This window comes from Arthrobacter sp. H35-D1, from assembly GCF_030063185.1.
In the GTDB taxonomy this organism is placed as follows: domain Bacteria; phylum Actinomycetota; class Actinomycetes; order Actinomycetales; family Micrococcaceae; genus Specibacter.
Window position 1 is genome coordinate 64,282 of sequence record NZ_JASISP010000009.1, and the last position, 21,142, is coordinate 85,423.

20 protein-coding genes are annotated in these 21,142 nt (G+C 63.1%); 6 read left to right on the plus strand and 14 right to left on the minus strand.

All coding sequences use genetic code 11. From position 1 onward, the window contains the following. Positions 1-59 precede the first annotated feature (59 nt). From QMG25_RS11305 to QMG25_RS11315, 3 genes are all read left to right on the plus strand, one after another. Positions 60-2,735 carry an alpha/beta fold hydrolase gene (locus QMG25_RS11305; RefSeq protein WP_283460399.1) on the plus strand — a complete coding sequence of 892 codons (2,676 nt, stop codon included), beginning with the start codon at positions 60-62 and terminating at the stop codon, positions 2,733-2,735. Continuing rightward, complete coding sequence (locus QMG25_RS11310; RefSeq protein WP_283460289.1) at positions 2,732-3,808, plus strand: NAD-dependent epimerase/dehydratase family protein; 1,077 nt, start codon at positions 2,732-2,734, stop codon at positions 3,806-3,808. The genes QMG25_RS11305 and QMG25_RS11310 overlap by 4 nt, the downstream gene beginning before the upstream one ends. Before the next feature lie 221 nt (positions 3,809-4,029). Beyond that, a complete protein-coding gene (locus QMG25_RS11315; RefSeq protein ID WP_283460291.1) occupies positions 4,030-4,998 on the plus strand; it encodes a type IV toxin-antitoxin system AbiEi family antitoxin domain-containing protein in 969 nt (322 codons plus the stop codon). Between the two features lie 173 nt (positions 4,999-5,171). Here QMG25_RS11315 and mutM read toward each other — a convergent pair whose 3' ends face one another. The 6 genes from mutM to coaD all read right to left on the minus strand — a co-directional run bounded on the left by mutM (position 5,172) and on the right by coaD (position 10,161). Further along, positions 5,172-6,155, minus strand: coding sequence for a bifunctional DNA-formamidopyrimidine glycosylase/DNA-(apurinic or apyrimidinic site) lyase (gene mutM, locus QMG25_RS11320; protein WP_283460293.1), 984 nt, complete (start codon positions 6,153-6,155; stop codon positions 5,172-5,174). Beyond that, positions 6,155-6,928 carry a ribonuclease III gene (gene rnc / locus QMG25_RS11325; RefSeq protein ID WP_283460295.1) on the minus strand — a complete coding sequence of 258 codons (774 nt, stop codon included), beginning with the start codon at positions 6,926-6,928 and terminating at the stop codon, positions 6,155-6,157. The genes mutM and rnc overlap by 1 nt, the downstream gene beginning before the upstream one ends. Positions 6,929-6,989: 61 nt before the next feature. Continuing rightward, positions 6,990-7,193, minus strand: a complete 204-nt coding sequence (gene rpmF, locus QMG25_RS11330) for a 50S ribosomal protein L32 (protein WP_044579357.1) — start codon at positions 7,191-7,193, stop codon at positions 6,990-6,992. A gap of 57 nt (positions 7,194-7,250) precedes the next feature. Beyond that, on the minus strand, positions 7,251-7,730 hold the full coding sequence (locus QMG25_RS11335) for a YceD family protein (RefSeq protein WP_283460302.1): 480 nt from the start codon (positions 7,728-7,730) through the stop codon (positions 7,251-7,253). Between the two features lie 323 nt (positions 7,731-8,053). Next, positions 8,054-9,103 carry a S1C family serine protease gene (locus QMG25_RS11340; protein ID WP_283460304.1) on the minus strand — a complete coding sequence of 350 codons (1,050 nt, stop codon included), beginning with the start codon at positions 9,101-9,103 and terminating at the stop codon, positions 8,054-8,056. 542 nt (positions 9,104-9,645) lie between these two features. After that, positions 9,646-10,161 (minus strand): pantetheine-phosphate adenylyltransferase, encoded by a 516-nt coding sequence (gene coaD, locus QMG25_RS11345; RefSeq protein ID WP_283460306.1) that lies wholly within the window; start codon positions 10,159-10,161, stop codon positions 9,646-9,648. 105 nt (positions 10,162-10,266) lie between these two features. Here coaD and QMG25_RS11350 point away from each other — a divergent pair, with 105 nt between their 5' ends. Genes QMG25_RS11350 through QMG25_RS11360 form a run of 3 tightly spaced genes read left to right on the plus strand, consistent with a single transcriptional unit; the run spans position 10,267 to position 13,144 of the window. Beyond that, positions 10,267-11,169, plus strand: a complete 903-nt coding sequence (locus tag QMG25_RS11350; protein WP_283460308.1) for an SDR family NAD(P)-dependent oxidoreductase — start codon at positions 10,267-10,269, stop codon at positions 11,167-11,169. 8 nt (positions 11,170-11,177) lie between these two features. Beyond that, positions 11,178-12,374 (plus strand): aminotransferase class I/II-fold pyridoxal phosphate-dependent enzyme, encoded by a 1,197-nt coding sequence (locus QMG25_RS11355; RefSeq protein ID WP_283460310.1) that lies wholly within the window; start codon positions 11,178-11,180, stop codon positions 12,372-12,374. Continuing rightward, positions 12,374-13,144, plus strand: coding sequence for a spermidine synthase (locus tag QMG25_RS11360; RefSeq protein ID WP_283460312.1), 771 nt, complete (start codon positions 12,374-12,376; stop codon positions 13,142-13,144). The genes QMG25_RS11355 and QMG25_RS11360 overlap by 1 nt, the downstream gene beginning before the upstream one ends. Before the next feature lie 6 nt (positions 13,145-13,150). Here QMG25_RS11360 and QMG25_RS11365 read toward each other — a convergent pair whose 3' ends face one another. From QMG25_RS11365 to QMG25_RS11400, 8 genes are all read right to left on the minus strand, one after another. Beyond that, the gene (locus tag QMG25_RS11365) at positions 13,151-13,363 is read right to left on the minus strand and encodes a hypothetical protein (RefSeq protein ID WP_283460314.1); all 213 of its coding nucleotides are present in this window, start codon (positions 13,361-13,363) and stop codon (positions 13,151-13,153) included. Positions 13,364-13,416: 53 nt separating this feature from the next. Continuing rightward, complete coding sequence (locus QMG25_RS11370) at positions 13,417-13,818, minus strand: hypothetical protein (protein ID WP_283460316.1); 402 nt, start codon at positions 13,816-13,818, stop codon at positions 13,417-13,419. 322 nt (positions 13,819-14,140) lie between these two features. Next, on the minus strand, positions 14,141-14,692 hold the full coding sequence (locus QMG25_RS11375) for a hypothetical protein (RefSeq protein ID WP_283460317.1): 552 nt from the start codon (positions 14,690-14,692) through the stop codon (positions 14,141-14,143). A gap of 422 nt (positions 14,693-15,114) precedes the next feature. Beyond that, complete coding sequence (locus QMG25_RS11380) at positions 15,115-15,864, minus strand: SDR family NAD(P)-dependent oxidoreductase (protein WP_283460319.1); 750 nt, start codon at positions 15,862-15,864, stop codon at positions 15,115-15,117. Beyond that, complete coding sequence (locus tag QMG25_RS11385; RefSeq protein ID WP_283460322.1) at positions 15,861-17,267, minus strand: FAD-binding oxidoreductase; 1,407 nt, start codon at positions 17,265-17,267, stop codon at positions 15,861-15,863. The genes QMG25_RS11380 and QMG25_RS11385 overlap by 4 nt, the downstream gene beginning before the upstream one ends. 61 nt (positions 17,268-17,328) lie before the next feature. After that, complete coding sequence (locus QMG25_RS11390; RefSeq protein WP_283460324.1) at positions 17,329-18,327, minus strand: decaprenyl-phosphate phosphoribosyltransferase; 999 nt, start codon at positions 18,325-18,327, stop codon at positions 17,329-17,331. A 21-nt stretch (positions 18,328-18,348) separates the two neighbouring features. Then, positions 18,349-19,548: a phosphodiester glycosidase family protein gene (locus QMG25_RS11395; protein ID WP_283460326.1), complete on the minus strand. Its 1,200-nt coding sequence runs from the start codon at positions 19,546-19,548 to the stop codon at positions 18,349-18,351. A gap of 309 nt (positions 19,549-19,857) precedes the next feature. Continuing rightward, positions 19,858-21,084, minus strand: a complete 1,227-nt coding sequence (locus tag QMG25_RS11400) for an SGNH/GDSL hydrolase family protein (RefSeq protein ID WP_283460328.1) — start codon at positions 21,082-21,084, stop codon at positions 19,858-19,860. Positions 21,085-21,142: the final 58 nt, after the last annotated feature.

The following is a 21,142-nucleotide window of genomic DNA, read 5'->3' on the forward strand; positions in this document are numbered from 1 at the left end:
CCTTGCCCGCAACTGAACTTCCCGATCCGTGGCCCGGCGTCAAGGCGCACTGGCGCCGCATGCTCTCGGTCCCCTCCACCGCCGCCGTTGATGCCCCCGGCACCCGCCGCCAGTGGCACCTGCTGGACAACGCGGACGACGTCGCCGCCACCGGCATGGAGCCCGTCGGCACCTTGTACTGCGTGCACGGCAACCCGACGTGGAGCTACTTGTGGCGCACCCTGCTCGCTGAGGCCACCTCCCCGGCCACCCTCGCCGCCGGCGGCCCCTGGCGAGTGATTGCCGTGGACCAGCTGGACATGGGCTTCTCCGAACGCACCGGCACCTTCCGTCGGCTGGAGGACCGCATCACCGATCTGGGCGACCTCGGCGACGCCCTGGAACTCAGTGGCCCCGTGGTCAGCGTGGGCCACGACTGGGGCGGCATCATCTCCCTCGGCTGGGCCGTCCGCCACCGTGAACTGTTGGCCGGTGTGGTGCTGACCAACACCGCCGTCCACCCCGCCGGTTTCTCGCTGCCGCCGGCTTTGAAGCTTGCCCTGCACCCCGCCGTGCATTCCTGGGGCACGACGGCGACCCCCGCCTTTTTGTCCGTGACGCACAGTCTGGCCCAGCCCGGCTTGGGCGACGACGTCCGTGCGGCGTTCATGGCACCTTACGCAAGTGCCGCGCGCCGGGCCGGTGTGGGCAACTTTGTGGCCGACATTCCCGCCACGGAGTCGCACCCTTCCTGGGCTGCCTTGGACGCCGTGTCCACCGGCATCTGCGCACTGGATGTTCCGGCGCTCATGTTCTGGGGCCCCAAGGATCCCGTGTTTTCCGACAGGTACCTGCGCGACCTGCTCACGCGCATGCCCCAGGCCGATGTGCACCGTTTTGAAGGCGCCAGCCACTTGGTCCAGGAAGACCGCGACATCGCCGTGCCCACCTTCGCGTGGCTGGCCCGCAACGTCTTGGCGCGCAACGTTCCGGCCCGCAACGTCTTGGCGCAGTCCGCCCCCGCTGATCAAGCCGCACGGGCCTCGACGGGTTCAGCAAGCTCGAACACCGAAGCTGCGGCACCGTACGTTTCCATGTTGGCCGAACTGGATGCCCGCCGTGCGGACACCTCCGTTGCCGTGGTGGACATGCTGCCGGGTGGCACTGCCGACGCCACGTGGAAGCTGAGCTGGGCCCAGTTGGCCCGTGACGTCGACGACCTCGCCGCAGGCCTGCGCGACTTTGGCGTCCAGCCCGGGGACCGGGTGAGCCTCTTGGTGCCCCCAGGCATCAATCTGACCACACTGATCTACGCGTGCCTGCGTTTGGGCGCCGTGATCGTGGTGGCAGACGCCGGCCTGGGCACCCGTGGCCTGGGACGTGCCATCAAGGGCGCCGGCCCCAGCTACCTGATTGGCATCGACAAGGCCCTGGCCGGAGCCCGCCTATACAACTGGCCCGGCATCAAAATTGCCGCCGAGGACTTCCCCCAAACAACGGCCAACACGCGCAAGAAGCTCCTCAACGCCGCGGCGACCGTCCCGCAGCTCATGGCCAACGGCCGGGTCATGCGCCTGGCCGACACCCTCCCCGCCTTCACCCCGCCCGACGCCGACGCCGACGCCGACGCAGCCGTGCTTTTCACCTCCGGCTCCACCGGCCCGGCGAAGGGCGTTGTCTACACGCACCGCCGGCTGGCCGCCATGCGCGACACACTCAAGGCCACCTATTCCCTGGAGGCCGGCACGGCCCTCGTGGCAGGCTTCGCACCGTTCGCGCTGCTGGGCCCTGCACTGGGCGCCACCACTGTCACCCCCGGCATGGACGTCACGGCTCCGAGCACCCTCACCGCCCAGGCCCTGGCCAACGCTGCCCTTGCCATAGACGCCACGGTGGTGTTTGCCTCCCCCGCCGCCCTTGTCAACGTGGTGGCGACCGCCGCGGAACTTTCACCGGCCCAGCACCAGGCGCTGGCCGACGTCGGACTTGTCCTGTCAGCCGGTGCGCCGCTGGCCGAACAATTGCTGCACAAGGTGCAGGAGCTGGCGCCCAACGCCGCCCTGCATACGCCGTACGGCATGACCGAGGCGCTGCCGGTGACGGACATCGATCTGGCAGGGATCAGCGCCGCCGGCGCCGGAAACGGGGTGTGCGTGGGCACGCCCGTCAGCGGGGCCACCGTGGCGATAGCCCCGATCGAGAGCGACGGCGCCGTCCGTCCCGTGCCAACCACCGAGGCCGGGGTCAGCGGTGAAATCCTTGTGCGAGCCCCGCACGTGAAGGAACGCTACGACAGGCTGTGGATCACCGAACAGCACAGCACTTCGATCCCCGGCTGGCACCGCAGCGGGGACATTGGCCACCTGGATGCCGACGGCCGGCTCTGGGTCGAGGGCAGGCTGGAACATATTTTGTGCACCGCCGAGGGCGTCCGCACCCCTGTTGCCGCCGAGCAGTCCATTGAGCTGCTGGGGGCCGTGGCCCGGGCCGCAGTGGTGGGCGTCGGACCGGCGGGAACGCAGGCAGCCGTTGCCATTGTTCAGACGGTTCCGCCGGTAAAACGCGCCGGTTTGGCACCAGCTTCGCTGGCTGCCGACGTTCGCACTGCCGCCAAGGACGCCGGGTTGCCGCTGGCAGCCGTGGTGGTCATTGATGCCATGCCCGTTGATGTGCGCCACAATTCCAAGATCGACCGGGCCAAGCTGTCCCGGTGGGCGTCGCGCCTGCTGTCCGGCGGGAAGCCGGGCCGCCCATGAGCGGCCCACACGAACCAGTGCCCACGGGTGCAATGCCCACCGGCGCAGTGCCCGAAGGCGCAGAGCCCGAAGGCGCAGAGCCCGAAGGTGCTGGGCGCCGGGTTCTCGTCACGGGTGCCAGCGGCCTGCTCGGCAAAGCCGTGGCCCAGCTGTTGCACGACCGCGGCCATTCGGTGCTGACACTGCAGCGCCGTGCCGTGGAGCAGGAGTGGGACTCCATGCAGGGTTCGGTGGCCGATCCCGACGTTGCTGCACGGGCAGTGCACGGCGTCGACGCCGTCATCCACCTGGCCGCCAAGGTCTCCTTCACTGGTGAGTGGAATGATTTTGTGGCCACGAACATCGTGGGGACCCGCCAGCTCCTTGCCGCCGCACGGCGTGCAGGAGTGCGCGACTTTGTGTTTGTCTCCTCCCCCTCGGTGGCCCACTTGGGCGCATCGATTGTCGGGGCGGGAGCCGGGGCCGCCAGTCCCTACCTTGCCCGCGGTTTCTACGCCCGGTCCAAGGCCGCGGCCGAGGAAATTGCGCTGGCCCAGGACTCCCCCGCCTTCCGGGTCGCCGCCATCCGTCCCCACGTGGTCTGGGGACCGGGCGACACCCAACTGGTGGAGCGCGTCGTCGAACGCGCACGCGCGGGCAGGCTCCCTCTGCTCGACGGCGGCCGCGCCCTGATCGACACCACTTATGTTGACAATGCGGCCGAGGCGATTGTGCGCGGGCTTGAGCGCATGGACTACGCCCACGGCCAGGCGCTGGTGGTGACCAACGGCGAGCCGCGCCCGGTGGGTGAGCTCATTGCCGGCATTTGCGCCGCAGCCGGTGTCCCCGCACCGGCATATTCGGTTCCCGGCTGGCTGGCCCGCGGCGCAGGCACCGTGATCGAAAAGGTCTGGACTGCTGCGGGCACGCGTGGCTGGGTGCACGACGAGCCGCCCATGACCCGCTTCCTGGCCGAGCAGCTTTCCACGGCACACTGGTTCGACCAGCGGCAAACCCAGTCCGTGCTGGACTGGAAACCAGCCGTGAGCCTGGACGAGGGGCTGGCTCGCTTGGCGGAGTACTACCAGGGCTGACACCCCGTTGTTCGATGTGCAGGACCGTGAGCCCGCGCCGCTCCGGTTTCTACGAGTTCTGACCGGAGCGGCGAAGTGCTTGGCTACGTCCGGGATATACGGAGCTCCGGTTCGAAGTCGCTCTCGCCTGTATGCGGTTCCTGGCGTTTCTTGTCCACAGATTCGCAGGAAAACCGGTTTGTCGCTTGTTCGCTGGGGCGATATTTCCCAGAATCTATGCCATGGACAAACAAACTGCACTCCAATTATTCGAACGGTGCTGGCCCTGCGAACGGGTGGTGGCCACCACCGGACAGCTTGCCGGTGCCGGTCTGGACTCCAGGACCATCAAGGCCGGCTTGCAGTTTGGCCTGCTGTACCGGTTGCGACGGGGTGTGTACCTTCCGATGAACCAGTGGAGAGACCGCAAGCCATGGGACAAGGACAAGCTGGTGCTTTCGGGGCATATCCTTGCCACCAATGGCCAATACGTGTACTCCCATGTCAGTGCGGCCCGCTTGCACAAGCTGCAAGTCTGGAACAGTTCCAGGCTCATTCATGTTAGTGCGCCCTACCGAGGTGCTCCATCAAGGACGTCACAGGATGTCGCCATGCACTTTGCAACCGTTGAGGCCCAGGACATTGTTCAACGGTTCATCCCGGGGACTGGTTTGGCCAAGTTCACCGCGCTGCCACGAACCGTATTGCAATGTGCCATGACAACCACGTTTGAGCAGGCAGCCGTCATCGGTGATTCCGCATTGCATGCCGGACTGGATCTCGTGGTCCTCGAGAACCTCCTTCCCTTGTTCCACGGCTGCCGTGGCATCAAGCGTGCCCGGCGTGTCGTCAACGCCCTCAACGCATTGTCCGAATCGGCGGGTGAAACCAGAACTCGGCTGATGATCGCCGAACTCCCCATTGAGCAGCCGGAACTTCAAGTCACGATCGAGACCAGCAGCGGCAGGTACCGCGTGGATTTTGCGTGGCGGGCGTTCCGGCTGATTCTAGAATTCGACGGGGACACGAAATATTTCGACCAGGCTCAAACCACCGAACAAGCGCTGTTGGAAGAGCGTGAGCGGGAAAATGCCCTCATCGAGGAGGGCTGGAGGATCATCCGCGTCAAGTGGAAGCACCTCAACAGCCCGGAGCTGCTCAAGGCTCGGATCATGAAAGCCTATCTGGCAGCGCAGCAGGCTGCTCCGTGAGGACATTGCTGGGCCATTCATGGTTGATAGAGTGAGCAGCGGCACCGCTACTGACTGCAGCAGCATCTGCATCAGTGCACCCAGGCATCTCGCAGCTCCAGTCAGAACTCGATGACAACGTGGCATAGTGGGCCGACCCAGTGCTGGAAGAAACTGTGCAGGAGTCGTGCGTACTAGAGCCGGGCGTTGCGCGGCTTCGGCTGGCAGACGGGGCAGCTGTAGGAGGACCGGCCCATGAACGAGTCTCGGCGAATCAGGCTGGCAAGGCCCAGCTCCGCACAGCGCAGGCAGGGTTCCCCTTCACGGCCGTAAGCATTCAGCGAACGGGCAAAGTACCCGGAGGCGCCGTTGACATTGACATACAACGAATCAAAACTGGTGCCGCCGGCATCCAAGGCCCGTGACATCACTTCGCGCGCTGCGGCGATGATCCGTTCGGTGTCTGGACGCCGCAATGTGTCGGTGGGACGTGCGTAATGCATCTTGGCCAGCCACAACGCCTCGTCGGCATAGATGTTGCCAATTCCGGACACGAGGGCTTGGTCGAGCAAGGCACGCTTGAGGCCGGTCTTGCGGGCCCGAAGTTTCTGGTGCAGTGCTTCCAACGAAAAATATGGGTCAAGGGGGTCCCGCCCAATGTGCGCAGCAGCGTCGGGGATCAACGCCAAGGCCGCATCGCTGCCCTCAGCGCCCGCGCTCCCCGCCGTGCCGGTGCCGCACCCGCCCGGGCCCCCGTCCGGCGTCGGAATAAGGGAGGTGACGAACAAGCCGCCGAAGATTCGCTGGTCGACGAAGCGCAGCTCCTGCGGTGCATCGTCACGGGCGGAAAAGCTGAAACGGACCTTGAGGTGCCTTTCATGGGGCTGTTCCGGGGATTCCACCAGAAGCTGGCCGCTCATGCCCAGATGGGCCATGAGAGCGACGTGCGGGGCCGAAGTACTGGTGGGATCATCACTGAGCGGCATCCACAGAAATTTTCCGCGCCGGACCACATCCAGAACCGTGGCACCCACCAGGTTTCCGCAGAAGTCCTCAACGCCCAGTGCATGGCGGCGGATGGAGCGCGGGTCCACCACGGAGACGTCTTCGATCCGCCGCCCGGCGATCCAGCGTTCAAGGCCGCGGCGGACAACCTCGACTTCGGGAAGCTCGGGCATTACTTCCCGGTAGCGGCCGAGCCGGAGGGGGCGGACACTTCGCCGGCCCCGGATTCCTCGCCGAAGTGTTCCTGCAGTTCAAGCCAGGCACCTGCTGCTGCGGTACGTTCGGCTTCCTTTTTGGAGGGGCCTGTGCCGGTTCCATAGAGGTGTCCGCCGATGATCAGCTGGGCTTCAAAGCTGCGGTCGTGGTCGGGGCCCGAGCCGGTGATTTCGTACGAGATGGCCCCGAGGCGGCGGGCGGAGGAAATCTCCTGGATGTTTGTTTTCCAGTCCGTGCCGGCACCCAGCACGGCGGCGTCGGCCAGCAGCGGTCCCACAAGGCGCATGACCAGTTCGCGTGCCACTTCAATGCCGTGGGAGATGTAGGTCGCCCCGATGAGGGCCTCCATGGTGTCGGCCAGGATGGAGGACTTGTTGCGGCCCTTGGTGAGCCGCTCCCCTTGGCCGAGATAGATGAATTCGCCCACACCAAGCCCACGGCCAATGCTGGCCAAGGCTCGGGTGGAAACCACGGCGGAGCGCCGCTTGGCCAAATCGCCCTCGGGCAGCAACGGATTGTCACGGTACAACGCGTCGGTAACGGAGAATCCCAAAATGGAGTCGCCGAGGAACTCAAGGCGTTCATTGGTGGGCAGCCCGCCGTTTTCATAGGCGTAGGACCTATGCGTCAGGGCAAGACGAAGCGTCCCGGCATCAATATCGACACCGAGACGCTTCAGCAGCAGTTTGTGTCCGTCCGTGAGTTCCGGTGAGGGAAGGTCAGCGGACATGGCACTCCTGCAATATTTTATAAACCACTAAACGAACGGACCTGTTGGCCGCCCGGACGTCTTAGACGTCGGCAACCTTACGGCCCTTGTATTCCAAGAACAGTGCGGTGCCGGCTGAGTCGGTGACGACCTTTGCCTGGTGCGGCAGGCTGTAGACAACCTGGCCGTTTTCAATGGTCTTCACCAGAGCAGGCGCGGTGGCCTTCCACTGGGAACGGCGTGCGCGCGTATTGGCACGGGACATCTTCCGCTTCGGGACAGCCACGGCAAACTCTTTTCTCTCGATAACTCAAGGGCTCATGCCCGAAAGTAAAACTTTTTGCTAGTTTTCTTCGCCGGTAAAGCCCTGTAGGGCAGCCCACCGAGGATCTACAACCTCGTGATGGTGCCCCGGCTCATCTGCAAGGAGAATTCCGCATTCGGAACACAGACCCTCACAGTCTTCCCGGCACACCGGCTGGAACGGCAGGGCGGTTACCACTGCGTCCCGCAACACCGGTTCAAGATCGATAGAATCGTGCTCGACCCAACGTTGCTCGTCTTCCTCTTCAGCAAGGTGTTCCGCGGACGGTTCCTCGTAGAAGAAAAGTTCTTGCACATCGACTTCAAGTTCATCCTCGAAGGTCTCCAAGCAGCGGGAGCATTGGCCTGTCACATCGACAAGCACATTGCCCGACACAAGAATTCCTTCATGGACGGCCTCAAAACGGAGTTCCAAATCCAAAATGGATCCGGGCGTCACACCAATGAGCGGAGTGCCAAAATCTTCCGGCACGGGTACATGTTCGTTGAATTTCCACATGTTGCCCGGGCTACGCCCAAGCTCCCTGACACCAACGGTGAGGGGCGTGCCATGGTTGGACTTGTTGCCCAACGTGGTTTCGCTAATGAGAACTCCTGTAAAAACATATGACCGACGCACCATCTTAGCCCGAAAGCTCACGGGCATCAAAATGTGCGGTGCTGGACCAAATCGGCCTTATCCAGTCTACGACAGCATCACCCCTTGACGCGAACTGGCCAGCCCGCGTGGCGCGTGATGTGAATCTCAAGCGCTTGTCTGGATGTCCGACGCCGGCTGGCTGGCTTTCGCTGCCACCGGCCATTGAGCCGGCCAGCGTTGCGTTAGCTGCATGAGGCAGGGACTCCTCCGGGGTCCGTTGAGATCACTCGGCTGATCAACCACTTCCCCTCTGCAAAGACAACGTCATACACCATCGACCAGTCCGAGCAGGTCTGCCCGTTGACACCGTGTTCCGCGCTCTGGCTTGTTTGCTGGACGATTGAGGCGGTCACGACACCCTCCCCGCTGTTGATCTCTTGAAGAGTCAGTTGGGACCAATAGGATGATTTCATACCCTCGCTCCAGGCGTCCGCGCCGCCAAATTGCCCCTTGGTTTCGGCTGTGAAATCGGCAAACGCAGCTTCGTAGGCTCTGCGGTTGATGGCTTGCCCGTGGGCGTAAAGCATCTGGGCAACATCGTTGGCCTCCGGTGCATCAGAATTGTTGATCATTGGAAAGGATCCCGATCCGTCCTCATATTGATCACCGCACTTCGCAGGTTTCAACACCGAGCTGCTGTCCAACCACGCGTCAATCTGGGGCTGCACCGCGGACGCCGCCACGGCGTACCCCATGTTTTCGGCGATTTCTCCGCTGCCGGGCCGGAACTTGGCGCTGACCACTCCAACAACAGTCCCGTCAAGTGCGGTGAGGGGCCCTCCGCTGTTGCCCGGGTTGACGGAAGCGTCCGTTTGCAACAGATGCCCAAGGTCCCCGAACTCGGTGCTGAAATGCCGGTCTGCGCCACTGATCGTGCCTTTCGTCATCCCGATGGGCTGACCCCAGGGGTATCCGAAGGCAGCCACATCCACTCCCATGGTCGGGTCGCCGTCGGAAAACTTGAACATGTGACCGTCGATCGGGCCACCGGTCTTGATAAGGGCGATGTCCTGCTGATCGTCGCGTGCCACCACGGACGCCGAGGTAACTTGTCCGTTCACAAGCACGGCCAGTGCCGTTGCCCCCCGCACCACGTGGGCTGCGGTGACGATGAAGTTCTCGGCTACGAGAAATCCGGTACCAGTCGTGCTGGCGCCTGCACACAAGGTGTTTGAAATCCGGGCCACTCCCGTCCCGACTTCGGCCGCTGTTTGCTCCCAGGTGGGCGGCAACGGCGTAGGTGTAGGTGTAGGCGTAGCCGTAGGTGTAGGTGTAGGCGTAGCCGTGTCGGATGGCTCGGGAGCATTCGTTGTTGCCACCGGAGGTTCACCAACGGCTCCGGATGAGGAGTCCGCATTGGATGACGAGGGAGGGTCCATGGCGTTGGTGGAACCCGGAACGCAACCTGCAAGTGATGCAACCAATGCCGTGCAAACGAGAATGCTGAGAAAAGCCGGACTTTTCATGCCGAGTCCTTCGTTCAGTCCGTTCCCGGACATCCATTCGGTCGACATTGACCGTGTTTCTCAAAAATAGCCCGTGCCGGCAGCTTTGACCACACAAATTCGCAACAATCTTCCGACGAGTCGCTTTCATCCCGGAATGGACCCATCCGTGTGCCATGAAAGCTGGGGACTCCACTTATCCGTAGAATTCAGTCCCGATTGCTCGGAGAAGTGCTTGTCCGTTCAGCTCACAATGAGTGGTGCGGACAAGTGAGGAGAATTGCGCACGGCACGCGAATCAATGGAAACCAGGGAACACGCCAGCCGAGCTAGTGCCTCTTCTGCACAATGGTGACGGGCCGGGTGTCCGGGCCCACGTCGCCTTGGAGCCGGCGCAGCACAGCGCGCGGGACAAAGTCGGCCACGTCCCCGCCCAGGGTGTGGATTTCCTTGATGAGCGTGGAGGAGAGGTGCAGGTAGCGGCTGTCCCCGGGCAGGAACACCGTCTCGACGCCGGAGAGCTGCCGGTTCATGGTGGCCATGGGCAGTTCGTAGTCAAAGTCGGAGGAGGAACGCAGCCCCTTCACAATGGCCGAGGCGCCGCGCGCATGGCAGAAATCGGACAGCAGTCCCTCCCCCATCGGCTCAACCACAATGCCCGACAGGGCCGAGAACGTGGTCTTCGCCAGCTCCAGGCGCTCATTGAGCGTGAAGCGGTAGTTCTTGGAGTAGTTCGTGGAGACCGCCACAATCACTTCGTCGAAAAGTGCAGCCGCTCGGGCAATCACTTCAATGTGGCCCTTGTGGATGGGGTCAAAGGATCCGGGGCATACGGCGCGTCGCATACTGACGAATCTAGCCGACTTCCCCGCCCCGTTGCCACTGTTTAGACCCATGTTGGCCGTGATCTGTGCTCTACTGGCCAGTAGCAGACTAAAAGGAGAATCGCCATGAACCCAAAGTTTTCCGTCCAGGGCAAAACCGTCCTCGTCACAGGTGCCGGCATGGGCATGGGGCGCCTCTACGCCCTGCGCGCGGCCAGCGAAGGTGCCTCCACGGTGGTGCTCTGGGATGTGGATGCGGTTTCCATGCACGACGTCGGCCGTGAAGTCCGCGGACACGGCGCCAAGGCGGTGGAACAGCGGGTGGACCTCTCGGAGCTGGCCGCCATTCAGGCTGCGGCCGCCGCCCTCCGGGACGAGCACGGCATCGCCGCCCCGGACGTTCTCATCAACAATGCCGGCATCGTGAAGAGCGGCCCGTTTTGGGAGCACGACTCCGAACGCCACACCCGCACCGTCATGAACATCAATGCGCTGGCGCCCATGTACGTCGCGGCGGAATTCCTGCCCGCCATGATGCACAAGGGCACGGACCAGCGCATCCTGAACATTGCCTCGGCCGCCGGCACACTGGCCAACCCCAACATGAGCGTCTATGCGGCGTCCAAGTGGGCCGTCATCGGGTGGGGCGACTCCCTGCGCCTTGAGCTTGAGCGCCACGGCTCCCCGGTGAAAGTCACCACTTTCTGCCCCAGTTACATCAGCACAGGCATGTTTGAAGGGGTCAAGGGGCCGCTGCTGACTCCCATCATGAGCCCCGATACTGCCGTGGAGCGGGCGTGGCAGGCCATGCTCGCCGGAACGCCAATCAAACTGACACCGTGGACGGCCAAGCTGGCCATGGGACTGCGCGGGGTCCTGCCCACTAGGGTGTGGGATGCCGTGGCCGGTAACGTGTTCAAGGTATACAACAGCATGGACCATTTCACCGGCCGCCAATCCGCGCCAACCGCGGCCCCGGCAGCCCACACCGTCCCCGGTCCGGGCACAACTGCGCCGCAGGAAACATAGGAGCACTCATGAGCACGCCCTGGCAACGCACCGCACAAGGGGCCAACCTGCTGGGCCCGGACGGCTCCCTGGGCGTGACCATCTTTGAGGAAATCACCACCCTGGCCAACCGGCACGGCGCCATCAACCTAGGCCAGGGCTTTCCTGACGAAGACGGACCGGCAGAGCTGAGCCGCCTCGCCCAGGACGCCATCGCCCGCGGTGACAACCAGTACGCCCCCGGCAAGGGCCTCCTCGATCTGCGCCGTGCCGTGTCTGAGCATCAGGACCGCTTTTACGGTCTCGCCCCCGACCCGGACACCGAAATCATCATTACCACCGGCGCCACCGAGGCCATTGCCGCCACGGTCCTGGCCCTGACCGGCCCGGGCGACGAAGTCCTGACCTTCGAGCCGTTCTACGATTCCTACGGCGCCATGATCGGCCTCAGCGGAGCCCGCCACACCACCGCCGCGCTCCTTGCCCCCGACTTCATGCCGGACCTGGCCACACTGGAAAAAAGCTTCAGCCAGCGCACCAAAATGGTCATCGTCAACAATCCGCACAACCCCACCGGCGCCATGTTCCCGGCGGAAGTGCTGCGCGAGGTGGTGCGCCTGGCCATCAGGTACGACGCCGTCATCCTCACCGATGAGGTCTACGAGCACCTGACGTTTGGTCCCCGGCACATACCCGTGGCCACGCTGCCGGGAGCCGCCGAGCGCACGCTCACCATTTCCTCGGCCGGCAAGACGTTCTCCTTCACCGGCTGGAAGATCGGTTGGCTGTCCGGCCCGACGGAACTGGTCGCCGCGGCTCGCACCGTCAAACAGTTCCTGAGCTATTCCTCCGGCACCCCGTTCCAAGGCGCCATCGCCGCCGGGCTGCGCATGGACCAGGAGTTCTTCACCGATGCTGCCGCGACGCTTGCCCGCAAGCGCGACATCCTTGGCGAGGGCCTGCGCGCCGCGGGCTTCGAGGTGTACCTGCCCCAGGGAACGTATTTCATCAACGCGGACACGCAGGGCCTCGGTATCACCGACGCCACGGCGCTGGCCCGCCGCTTGCCGGAACTGATCGGCGTGGCAGCCATTCCGGTCCCGGTGTTTTGCCACCCTGAGGGGGCACAACGCACCCGTTCGCTGCTCCGTTTCGCCTTCTGCAAGCAGGTCCCGCTGCTGGAGATGGCTGCCGAACGCCTCGCCACGCTGCGGGACAAGCTCTAGTGGCGGCCAGCCGCTTCCTGCGCACCAGCGGCGTCCATGCCACGATCGACCCGGACCCCTGGCATGAGCACGCCTTCGTCCTGAGCATCGACGGCGCCGAGCAATCGCAGGTGAACCTCGCCGAACCGCAGGACGTCTTTTACGAATACCTGCGCCGGATCGCCAATGCCGTGGACTTGCTCAAGTCCCCCGGCGAGCCCGTCGCGGCGCTGCATCTGGGCGCCGGCGCGCTGACCCTGGCCCGGTACATCCAAGCCACCCGGCCCGGTTCCGTGCAGCACGCCGTAGAACTGGAACGCGAACTGCTGGACTTTGTCCTGGACAAGCTTCCCCTGCCGGAAGGGACGGAGCTCTCCACCCACGTGGGCGACGCCCGTGAAGAGCTGGCCGCACTGCCCTCCGGGCTGAAGTTCGACGTCGTCATTCTGGACATTTTCAGCGGACCCGACGCCCCTGCCCACCTTGCGTGCGCAGACTTTTACCGCGAAGCGGCAGCAGTGCTGGCACCGGAGGGAATCCTGGCGGTCAACGTGGGCGACGAGCCGGGCTTCACGCTAGTGACAAGCCAAACGCAGGCGCTGCAGGCGGCCATGGAACAGGTGGCCGCCTATGGCACCACCATGCTTTTCACCCGCCGCTACCCCGGAAACATCATCCTGGTGGGCAAGAACGGTGCATGGCCCGAAGGCTGGGCCCAGGCACTGGTGGCTGCCGGACCGCACCCTGCCACGGTCCTGACAGGCGTTGAACTTGACGAGCTGACAGGCTGAGGATCCTCACTCGTGCACTGCCCACCCGCACTGGAGCTTGATATCCCCCACGTCCACCGCGGACTGGATGAAGCCGATAAAGTCCCAGCCCTCGCGTTGCATCAGCGGGGCCTCGTTGAGCCAAAACAGGGCACCATCCGCATTGGCTGAGGCAGCCTGGGCGGAGTCCATTGACGGCGCCGAGTAGAGGTTGATCAGGACCGTGTTGGGGTCGAGCATTGGAGACCCGGGCAGATGCCGCCCCAGGCAGGCACCGGCGCTGTTTGCACAGGCTACAGCTCCCCGTCCACAGCCTTAACGGTGATGGTGCGCGCCTGCAGGCCGCTGCCCGCACCCGAATATGGCACCTTGTCGTCCTCGCCGGAGACGCGCAGCCGTTGGGTCACGGTGACGCCGCCCTTCCCTGCGACCACGGAATCCACCACAGTGCCGCAGCGGCTGAGCTGCGCAATCGGGTATTTCACCTGCACGGCGTTGGCGCCGTCGGCCACCCACAAATACCAGAGGCTCTCAAAGCCGTTCCCATCGAGGCGGTTGATGGCGGCCGCTGCGTCGTCGCCGCCACGCCAGTCTCTCCCGCGCCACCAGTCTCCCCTGATCCACCATCGCGGGGCCAGCACCTCCCATGATTGGAGGTTGGGCCCCGGCGACGGGAGGAGGCTGGTTCCCGGCACCGTTGGCGGAACTTCCTGCCGAAGTTCCGGTGGCCGTCTGCGTGGTTGTGGCCTCCGCCGAGTCAGCCAGCGGTTGCCGTATTTCGGAGGCGCACGCAGTCAGTCCTGAGACCATCAGCGCACAGAGGGCCAGGGGTAGTGGCCCGATGCGTATGCGATGATGCCAGCCTTTGGCTCGGCAGGAGTGCTATGCATTGAACTTATGGCCGCAGCGTGTGGGTGTCAAAGAATATTTCCCTGCACCCGCCATGGAGCTTGGCTAGGGGCATGGAAAACTGAGCAGCCGGCAATGGGAGGCACCGTCTTGCTTGGAACTCTTGAGTTACTTGGAGTTCTTTTCGACAAACAAGCACTCTGCAGGCTTGTGGCTGGTGGACGTCTGGCTGGCAACTTCCTGGCCGTCAATGCTGATGGAGCAGGAGATTTCTCCGGTGCCACCGGACGGGTACTTGCCCAGCACCAGAATCTTGGTGAAGACGGAATCCGTCGGCACGGTGAGCTCCTGGCTGAACGGCAGCTTCTCCGTCTTCATCTCGCCGCCGCTTTCCTTGCCATCGGCGGTGATGACCAATGCCTTGACGAGGCCGTCACTCTTGGCACCTTTCACCTGCAGGGTGACCTGCCTGCCGGCCGGGGCACTCGTGGCCTTTTTGCTGGCCTCGGCCGGCGTGGCGACGGGTGCGGTGACAGCGCCCTCCGTGGCAGTTTCCGTGGCAGTGACTTCTTGGGTTGCTGAGGCGGCGCTCGAGGATTCCGCGGCGGGGGCCGGGGCATCCGTGGAGCAGCCGGCCAAGGAGAGGCCCAGCATCACCAAGGAGGCTCCTGCAAGTACTGGCAGGGAGAATTTTTTAGCTGTTTTCTTCTGAGTGGTCATGTGTTCATGATTGCCCACCCGGACTCTTGAACAAATCCAACTGGTGGCGAAAAAGGCCTGTTTCTCTCATAAACAAGCTGTTTTCCCGCAATGCTCGTTGCCGCGGACACCCCTCCGAGTGCAATGGCGTTGGGTCTGGAGCCGCAGTGCACTTCCGCTTGCCTGCAAGCTTCCCGCTGGAATTATGGCCGCACACGCACCGCAACCGGGCGTGTTTTTAGCAGAAATACCGGCCTGTGGCGAAGCACACAACATTCTAATGTGCCTTCCGGCCGCAGCTCGCTGTCGGCTTCACAATCTGCATGGCCCCGTTGACCGTTGTCCACCGCTGTTGTGGGGCTCCGGTTGGCAGCCCCACCACAGTGGCGCCTCGCTGGAATTCTGCGCCAATATTAGGGGCGGCTGCGACCGGTGTCTCCGTTTTATCTCAGTGCCGGAGGCAGGACAGGGCGGGGAAGAATTCTGAGCAGGAGAATCGCCCAGCGCATTTTCTTGGGGACCCAGACCACGCTCTTTCCGCTCCGGAGTGCCTGGGCAACTTGGTGTCCTGTTGCCTGTGGCGTTGAAGCGAGTGGGGGTGGTGTCAGGTGCGCGGTCATGGGCGTGGACACGAATCCGGGTCTGACCAGCAGGGTCCTGACTCCTTGGGCTGTCATTGACGCCGTGGTGGTTCGGACCAGGGTGTCGATTCCTTGTTTTGCGATTGCATAGTCCAAGATTGCTTCGCGGGGGCGAACGGCGGCGGCGGAAGAGAGCACGATGAGCGTCCCGGAGCCTTGGCTGGCCAGGAGTCGCTGGCTGCTGCGGATGAGCAGGGCGGGTCCCACAAGGTTCGTGGTGAGGGTTGTTTCAGGTGTTTGGGGCTCGCCCATGGTTCCGATGGCCATGATCACTGCATCTACGGGGCTTGTTGTGCCGCCAATGAGGTTTTGGGCGTTCAGGAGGACATCGTGGGTTTCGTTGAGCGTCATTGTCGTGTTGTAGGTGGCTTCCGTGACGGTGTGGCCTTTGCCCCGCAGCAGGTGGGCGGCGGCTGTTTGTTTGCTGCTGGAGCGTCCCACGAGACAGATTGCCGCGTGGGGTGCGCTGGTTTGGTCAACGATGGCGAGCCCTATTTCTGAGCTGCCACCCAGCAAAATGATGCGTTTAAAGGGTTGGTTGTGAGCGGTCATGATGGCAACTCCAGGAGGTTGAGTCTTTGGGAGAGCAGGGAGCCCATTTTTTGGGTTGGGTCCAGGCGGGATCTGGCTTCCTGCCAGCGGAGCAGTTGTGGATACATCAGGGGAAGCATCCGGGCAGAGAGCCGACTGTCCTTGCTGAGGTAGACCCGTCCTCCTGCGTTGGCGACCACCGTGTCGAGGTGGGAAAGGACCGTTGCCAGTCCCGGGGAACGGGCGGGAAAGTCCAGCGCCAGGGTCCATCCTGGCTGTGGGAACGACAGCAGGCCTTTCCCTGAAGCGCCGAAGGGCTTCAGTACGGCAAGGGCAGGGACTTCTCCGGCGCGTTGAAGGTTTTCCAGAATATGCCGCAGGGTCTTCGTGCCGCTGGTGGGGACGGAGAACTGGTATTGGATCAATCCCTGCTTTCCGAACGCGGCGGGCCAGAAGTCCGCCCCGTCCAGTGGGTTAAGTGCCGTGGTGAAGTGAACCATCTTGGCGCTGGCGCTCACGGGAAGGTTCCAGCGCATTGCGTTTGCTGCAGCAACACTGCGGTGGTTCACGATTCCAGGTCCGGGGAAGGAGTGGATGGTGCGCATCGTGGTGCCGTGCGGTGCCAGTTGTTCTCCTTTCCTGCCTGCGGGCAGCATCTCTGACGTCGCAGGTGTGCTGACATCGACCAATCCGCGCAGCTGGTGGTGGGCTGCGTCTATCCAGGCCACGGCATGGGAGGGGGTTTGCGCCGAGGCGGTGATGATGTCCATGGACTCTTCCAGCGATCTTGCTTTCCGACGAACAACGCGCAGGTAGGACGTTTCCACCCGTTGGAGCTGGAGCGTGGCGGAGACAATGACGCCGGTCAGTCCCATTCCACCGACCGTGGCCCAAAAATCCTCGGGGTGGGCATCCGGAGAAAGTCGCAGGATGTCCCCGGAGGCAAGCATGAGTTCCAATTGAAGAACGTGATCACCGAAGGATCCTTGGTGTGGGTGGTTCTTTCCGTGGACATCGCTGGCTATGGCCCCGCCAACCGTGATGTGGGAGGTGCCAGGGAGCACTGGAAGTGCCCAGCCTTCGGGAATGGATACCTGATGCAGGGCCTGCAGTGTTGCGCCGGCGTCCGAGACGAGGACACCAGTCCCTGGATCGAAGGACCGAATGGTTGCGTAGCCTGTGAGATCGATGGTGTGGTGCCCGATCGCAGCGTCCCCGTAGCTGCGGCCAGCTCCACGGACGGTGACAGGGCCCCTGGATGTGCTGATGAGGTCTTGGATCTGGTGTGCCGAGGTGGGACGGTCGAGGTGGGCGCGGGTGGGGGTGGTCCGTCCCCACCCGGTGATCGTGCGCTCGTGGGTGGAGGCCAATTCATTGTGGCTGTCACAGCGGACTGGCGATGACTGTGGGTTGGGGGTTTTCATGGCTTCTCCGACGGGCTGGGCAATTGTGTGGGCTGGCGGGTCCGGTGAACGAGGAACTCACTCATCGTGCGACGGTCATGTAGATTCCTGCCATGGCGGGGGCCAACCAGGCAATCGCTGCCGCTGCCAGGAACACGTCGCTGAACATTAGATGTTCAGGGCGTTGCCCATCGCCACGCGAGCAGAGATAGCCGTAGCGCAGGAGGGTGGCAATGAACGGCAGGATGGAGACTTGGATGAGGGCCGATCCCCAAGGAGTCCCGGGGTATTGGACGGCCCAGAGCGAATAGCAGATGATCGCACTGGTGAGAGCGAGGGTTAGTGTCTGCTCGAGCCAGCTTTTGCTGTAGAGCGACAAGGTGGCGCGGCTGGTTGGCAGGAGCGAACCCGCAACTCCGGCGGGCTGCATGCCGGTGTTCTGGGATTGGAGTTCAGCCTGTCGTTTGGCGGTGACGATGTACAGCGCTCCGAAGAACGTGACCAGCAAAAACCAGGAAGTCACCGCGACGCCCGTGGCCAGCGCTCCTGTCCCCGCACGCAGGACGAAGCCCATGGCGACAACGAGGATGTCAAGGACGGCGAATCGTTTCAGGTAGAGAGAATACGTTGTGGTCAGCACGAGGTAAGTGCACAGGCCAACGAGCGTCAGCCACCCCACGGTCATCGCCGTGATCAATGCTGCAGCTGCCAGGATCAGAGCTGCCACGTACCCAACTTTGGTGCTGATCCGCCCGGATGCAAAGGGTCGGTGGCATTTGGTGGGGTGCCTGCGGTCTGCGGCAATGTCGCGCAGGTCATTGAGGAAGTATGTTGCCGCCGAGCCAAGAGTGAAGGCCACCGCTGCCAGAAGCGCGTGCACGGCAACGTTGGGTTCGGTGAGGACTCCGGCCGCAGCCGGGGCGGCAAAGAGGAGAAGGTTCTTCGGCCATTGGGTCGGCCTGGCTGCGGCGAAGAGGCTGGCGATGGTCCCGGAGTGTGACTCTGCCTGGGTTTTTCCAGCTTGCTCGCGCAGTGGTGCGTCCGGGGAGGGCAGTGGCAGGCCTGCTGTGAGCTCGGTCATGATCGCTCCTGGTGGGTGTGGCTATTTCACGGTGAGATAAAAGAAGTCGCGCTGGTCTGGGTTCAGATAGCGGTCGGATGAGTTGGGCATGCCGGGCAGCAGCTTCGTGGGAACTGAGGTGGTTCCTTGGGGTGCCCAGGAGGAGAAGTTGACTTGCCCGGAGTGAATGTCCAGTTCCATTCCTTGGATTGCTCCAGCTTGAACGAGTGTTTTGGCGAGGGTTTCCAAGGTGAGGCCATCTCCGGCGACGTAAATCAGATTCCCGTTGGCGTCCGTGCCCAGCCCGGATCTCCAAGTGAATTGAAGTTGGTTTTTGGCACTTCCCCACGTTCCTCCAGCATTGCTGGTGAGGCCCGGTTCTGGATGGCCGTTGGCGACGATCAGGTGAAGGTTTTGCCGGACAGCTGCAACCTGCGGTGTCATCCAAACACCCTGGTTCCACGCACCGATCCCGATGCGTCCGTCCTTGGTGATGACCGCTGAGGCTTCCCCGGTGATGAGAGCCCTGGAGTACTGGCCGTTGAAGTAGAAACCTCCGCTAATGTCCTTGGCTTTGAAACCGGCGTTGAAAGTCGCCAAAAGGTGGCTGACATCGTTTCTCGGGACGGCGGCGTTCCCTGGCCACGTGTTGGTGTCGGGTTGTCGAGTGCCGGCAACCAGGTGGGCGGTACTGGCTGCTTGGCGGATCAGCGCCACCCCGGCAATGACGCTGGGGTGGTTGTCGTCAGGCTGAATAAACGAGGTGTAAATGGCCGGCTTCCCATCGGAACCCAGTTGACCGGGCAGCCATTGCCCTTCATTGGGGAGGGATGTTCCCGAGGCGTGGTTGACTTTCAACACCGGCAAAGTTGCGCCAACCGGGACAGGAGCCATGAGCGCGTGGGGAACGGCACCTGGCTCCGGCCTGGCCCCCGAGGGTGCATTGTTGGTGTAATACCAATTTTCAACGGCGTTGACGAGGTCGTTGGCACCGTTGTTGCGCATCCATCCAACAGACCTGTCAGCGAAAGAAGCGTTGCCTGGATACGTTAGCGCTTGGGCGTAGGAACCGACAGGGATAATCGACAGGCACAGCAACCCGATCAAAACGAATCTGCGGATACGTCGAGCACGCACAGACCGTGGCTTCTTCCCGCGATTCTTGTCCTGGCGTTCCAGCGGTTCCACCGTGTCGGGTTCCAGCGGCACCTCATCGCACTGCGGAGAGTATGGGGGTCTCATGGGTCCTCCTTCGATACTGCGCCGTGTGGTCTCTGATATGTGCCACTATCCGCGCCCTTGGATAAGACAATGCTGAGAAAGCCACACCGGCTCAGCCACTTCTCAGAAAGTGGACACGAGAGTTCGCTGGCACACGCCCCCAGGGGCCAGGGAACACCCGTGTCCAACGCCACCAGCTGATCGCAGGACGCACACTCGAGACGACCCGGATCGCTGCAATTCTCTGGATCTGCTTCTGTGGGGTTGAGACGATCACTATGTGAATCCGTCGCAGGCGTGGTGTGGCAACCCGTGCCCGGCGGTGGCCCGCTACTTGTTGAGGGTTGGCAACTTGAAGACTTGCAACTTGAGGGCTTTCAACAGGGCTTGGGCATAAATGACGGCCACAAGGTTCTGCCCGGCTTGGGTCAGGTGGACGTTGTCCTTGTAATCCGCGCTTGCGGTTGTGGCCATGCCGGCCACACTGACGTGAATGAATCCTTGGGATCCGGCGGCATCGGTGATCAGCTGGTCAAGGTACCGTCTTTTGGCGTGGCGGGCAGCGTCGGTGGACATGACACCGTTGACGATGATCGGAGTCTTCGGGTACAGACGGCGCAGCTCGGCCCAAGTTTTGGTGGCGTGGGCGATGATGTCGGCGTCGGAGGCCTGGGCGGTTGCGTCGTTGCCGCCCAGGGTGACGAAAATGGCTCCGGGGTTTCCTTGCGGAAGAAGCATCCGGTGGGTTGCAACGACTTCGTCCGGTGTTCCGCCGGTTGCCCTCGTGGCTCGGGTATATCCCCAGCCGCCATAGCCCAATTCGATCTTCTTGGAAAATCCGGCAGCACGGGCTCCCTGCTCTGTCCAGGAATCCCCATTGAGCTGGGAGTCACCGATGATGATGGCAGTATTCTCATCAACCGTGGCGGTTGAGTAGAGTGCCTTGGTCTGCGGATCCCAGATCGTTTCCGTCGATTGAAACCCCGTGTGGACACCACGGGCGTCCCGCCAGGAATCCTTCACCGGCCAGTTGAAGAGTTTGCGGTTTTGGGTCCAAGCCTTGTAGGTTTCCGGATCGACGATTTTTACGCCTGTGGGCCCCTGGACCAGGTCTCCGCCGGAGAATTGCTGAACCCGGGTGTCCCCGGCTGCTGCCTCCTCCCCTTTCGGGAAACCGAGCGGTCCCGCCGGTCCGCCCAGTGCCATGTATCGGCGTTCAATATTTCCACTGGTGGTTGTGTGCCAAGCTGTCGACGGCGACCAGTAGATGACTCCATGCTCGAATTCCTGGACTCGCCCGTTCCCCACGGGGTACTCGTTGGTGGTTGGAGATCCCAACGGGCCCTCCCCTGCCCCGGTTGACAACCAGTGATTGCGCAAGGTGGTGTTGGCGTCGACGCTGTGGTGGGTCGCCGCTGCTTGTTCCGTGGTGCGTTGCCGGGTGAGATCGTCGGCGTTGGCACTGCTCAAGGCAAGAGTCAACACCACAATGATGGTGCAGGTTCTCGTGGCCTTGGCCAGGGTGAAGGCAAGTACCCTGCCCTGGTGCGGTGTCATTGCTCAGGCTCGCGCAAAATCGTGGTGGGCATGGACGGGTGGGAGCGGGTGCTGGGCT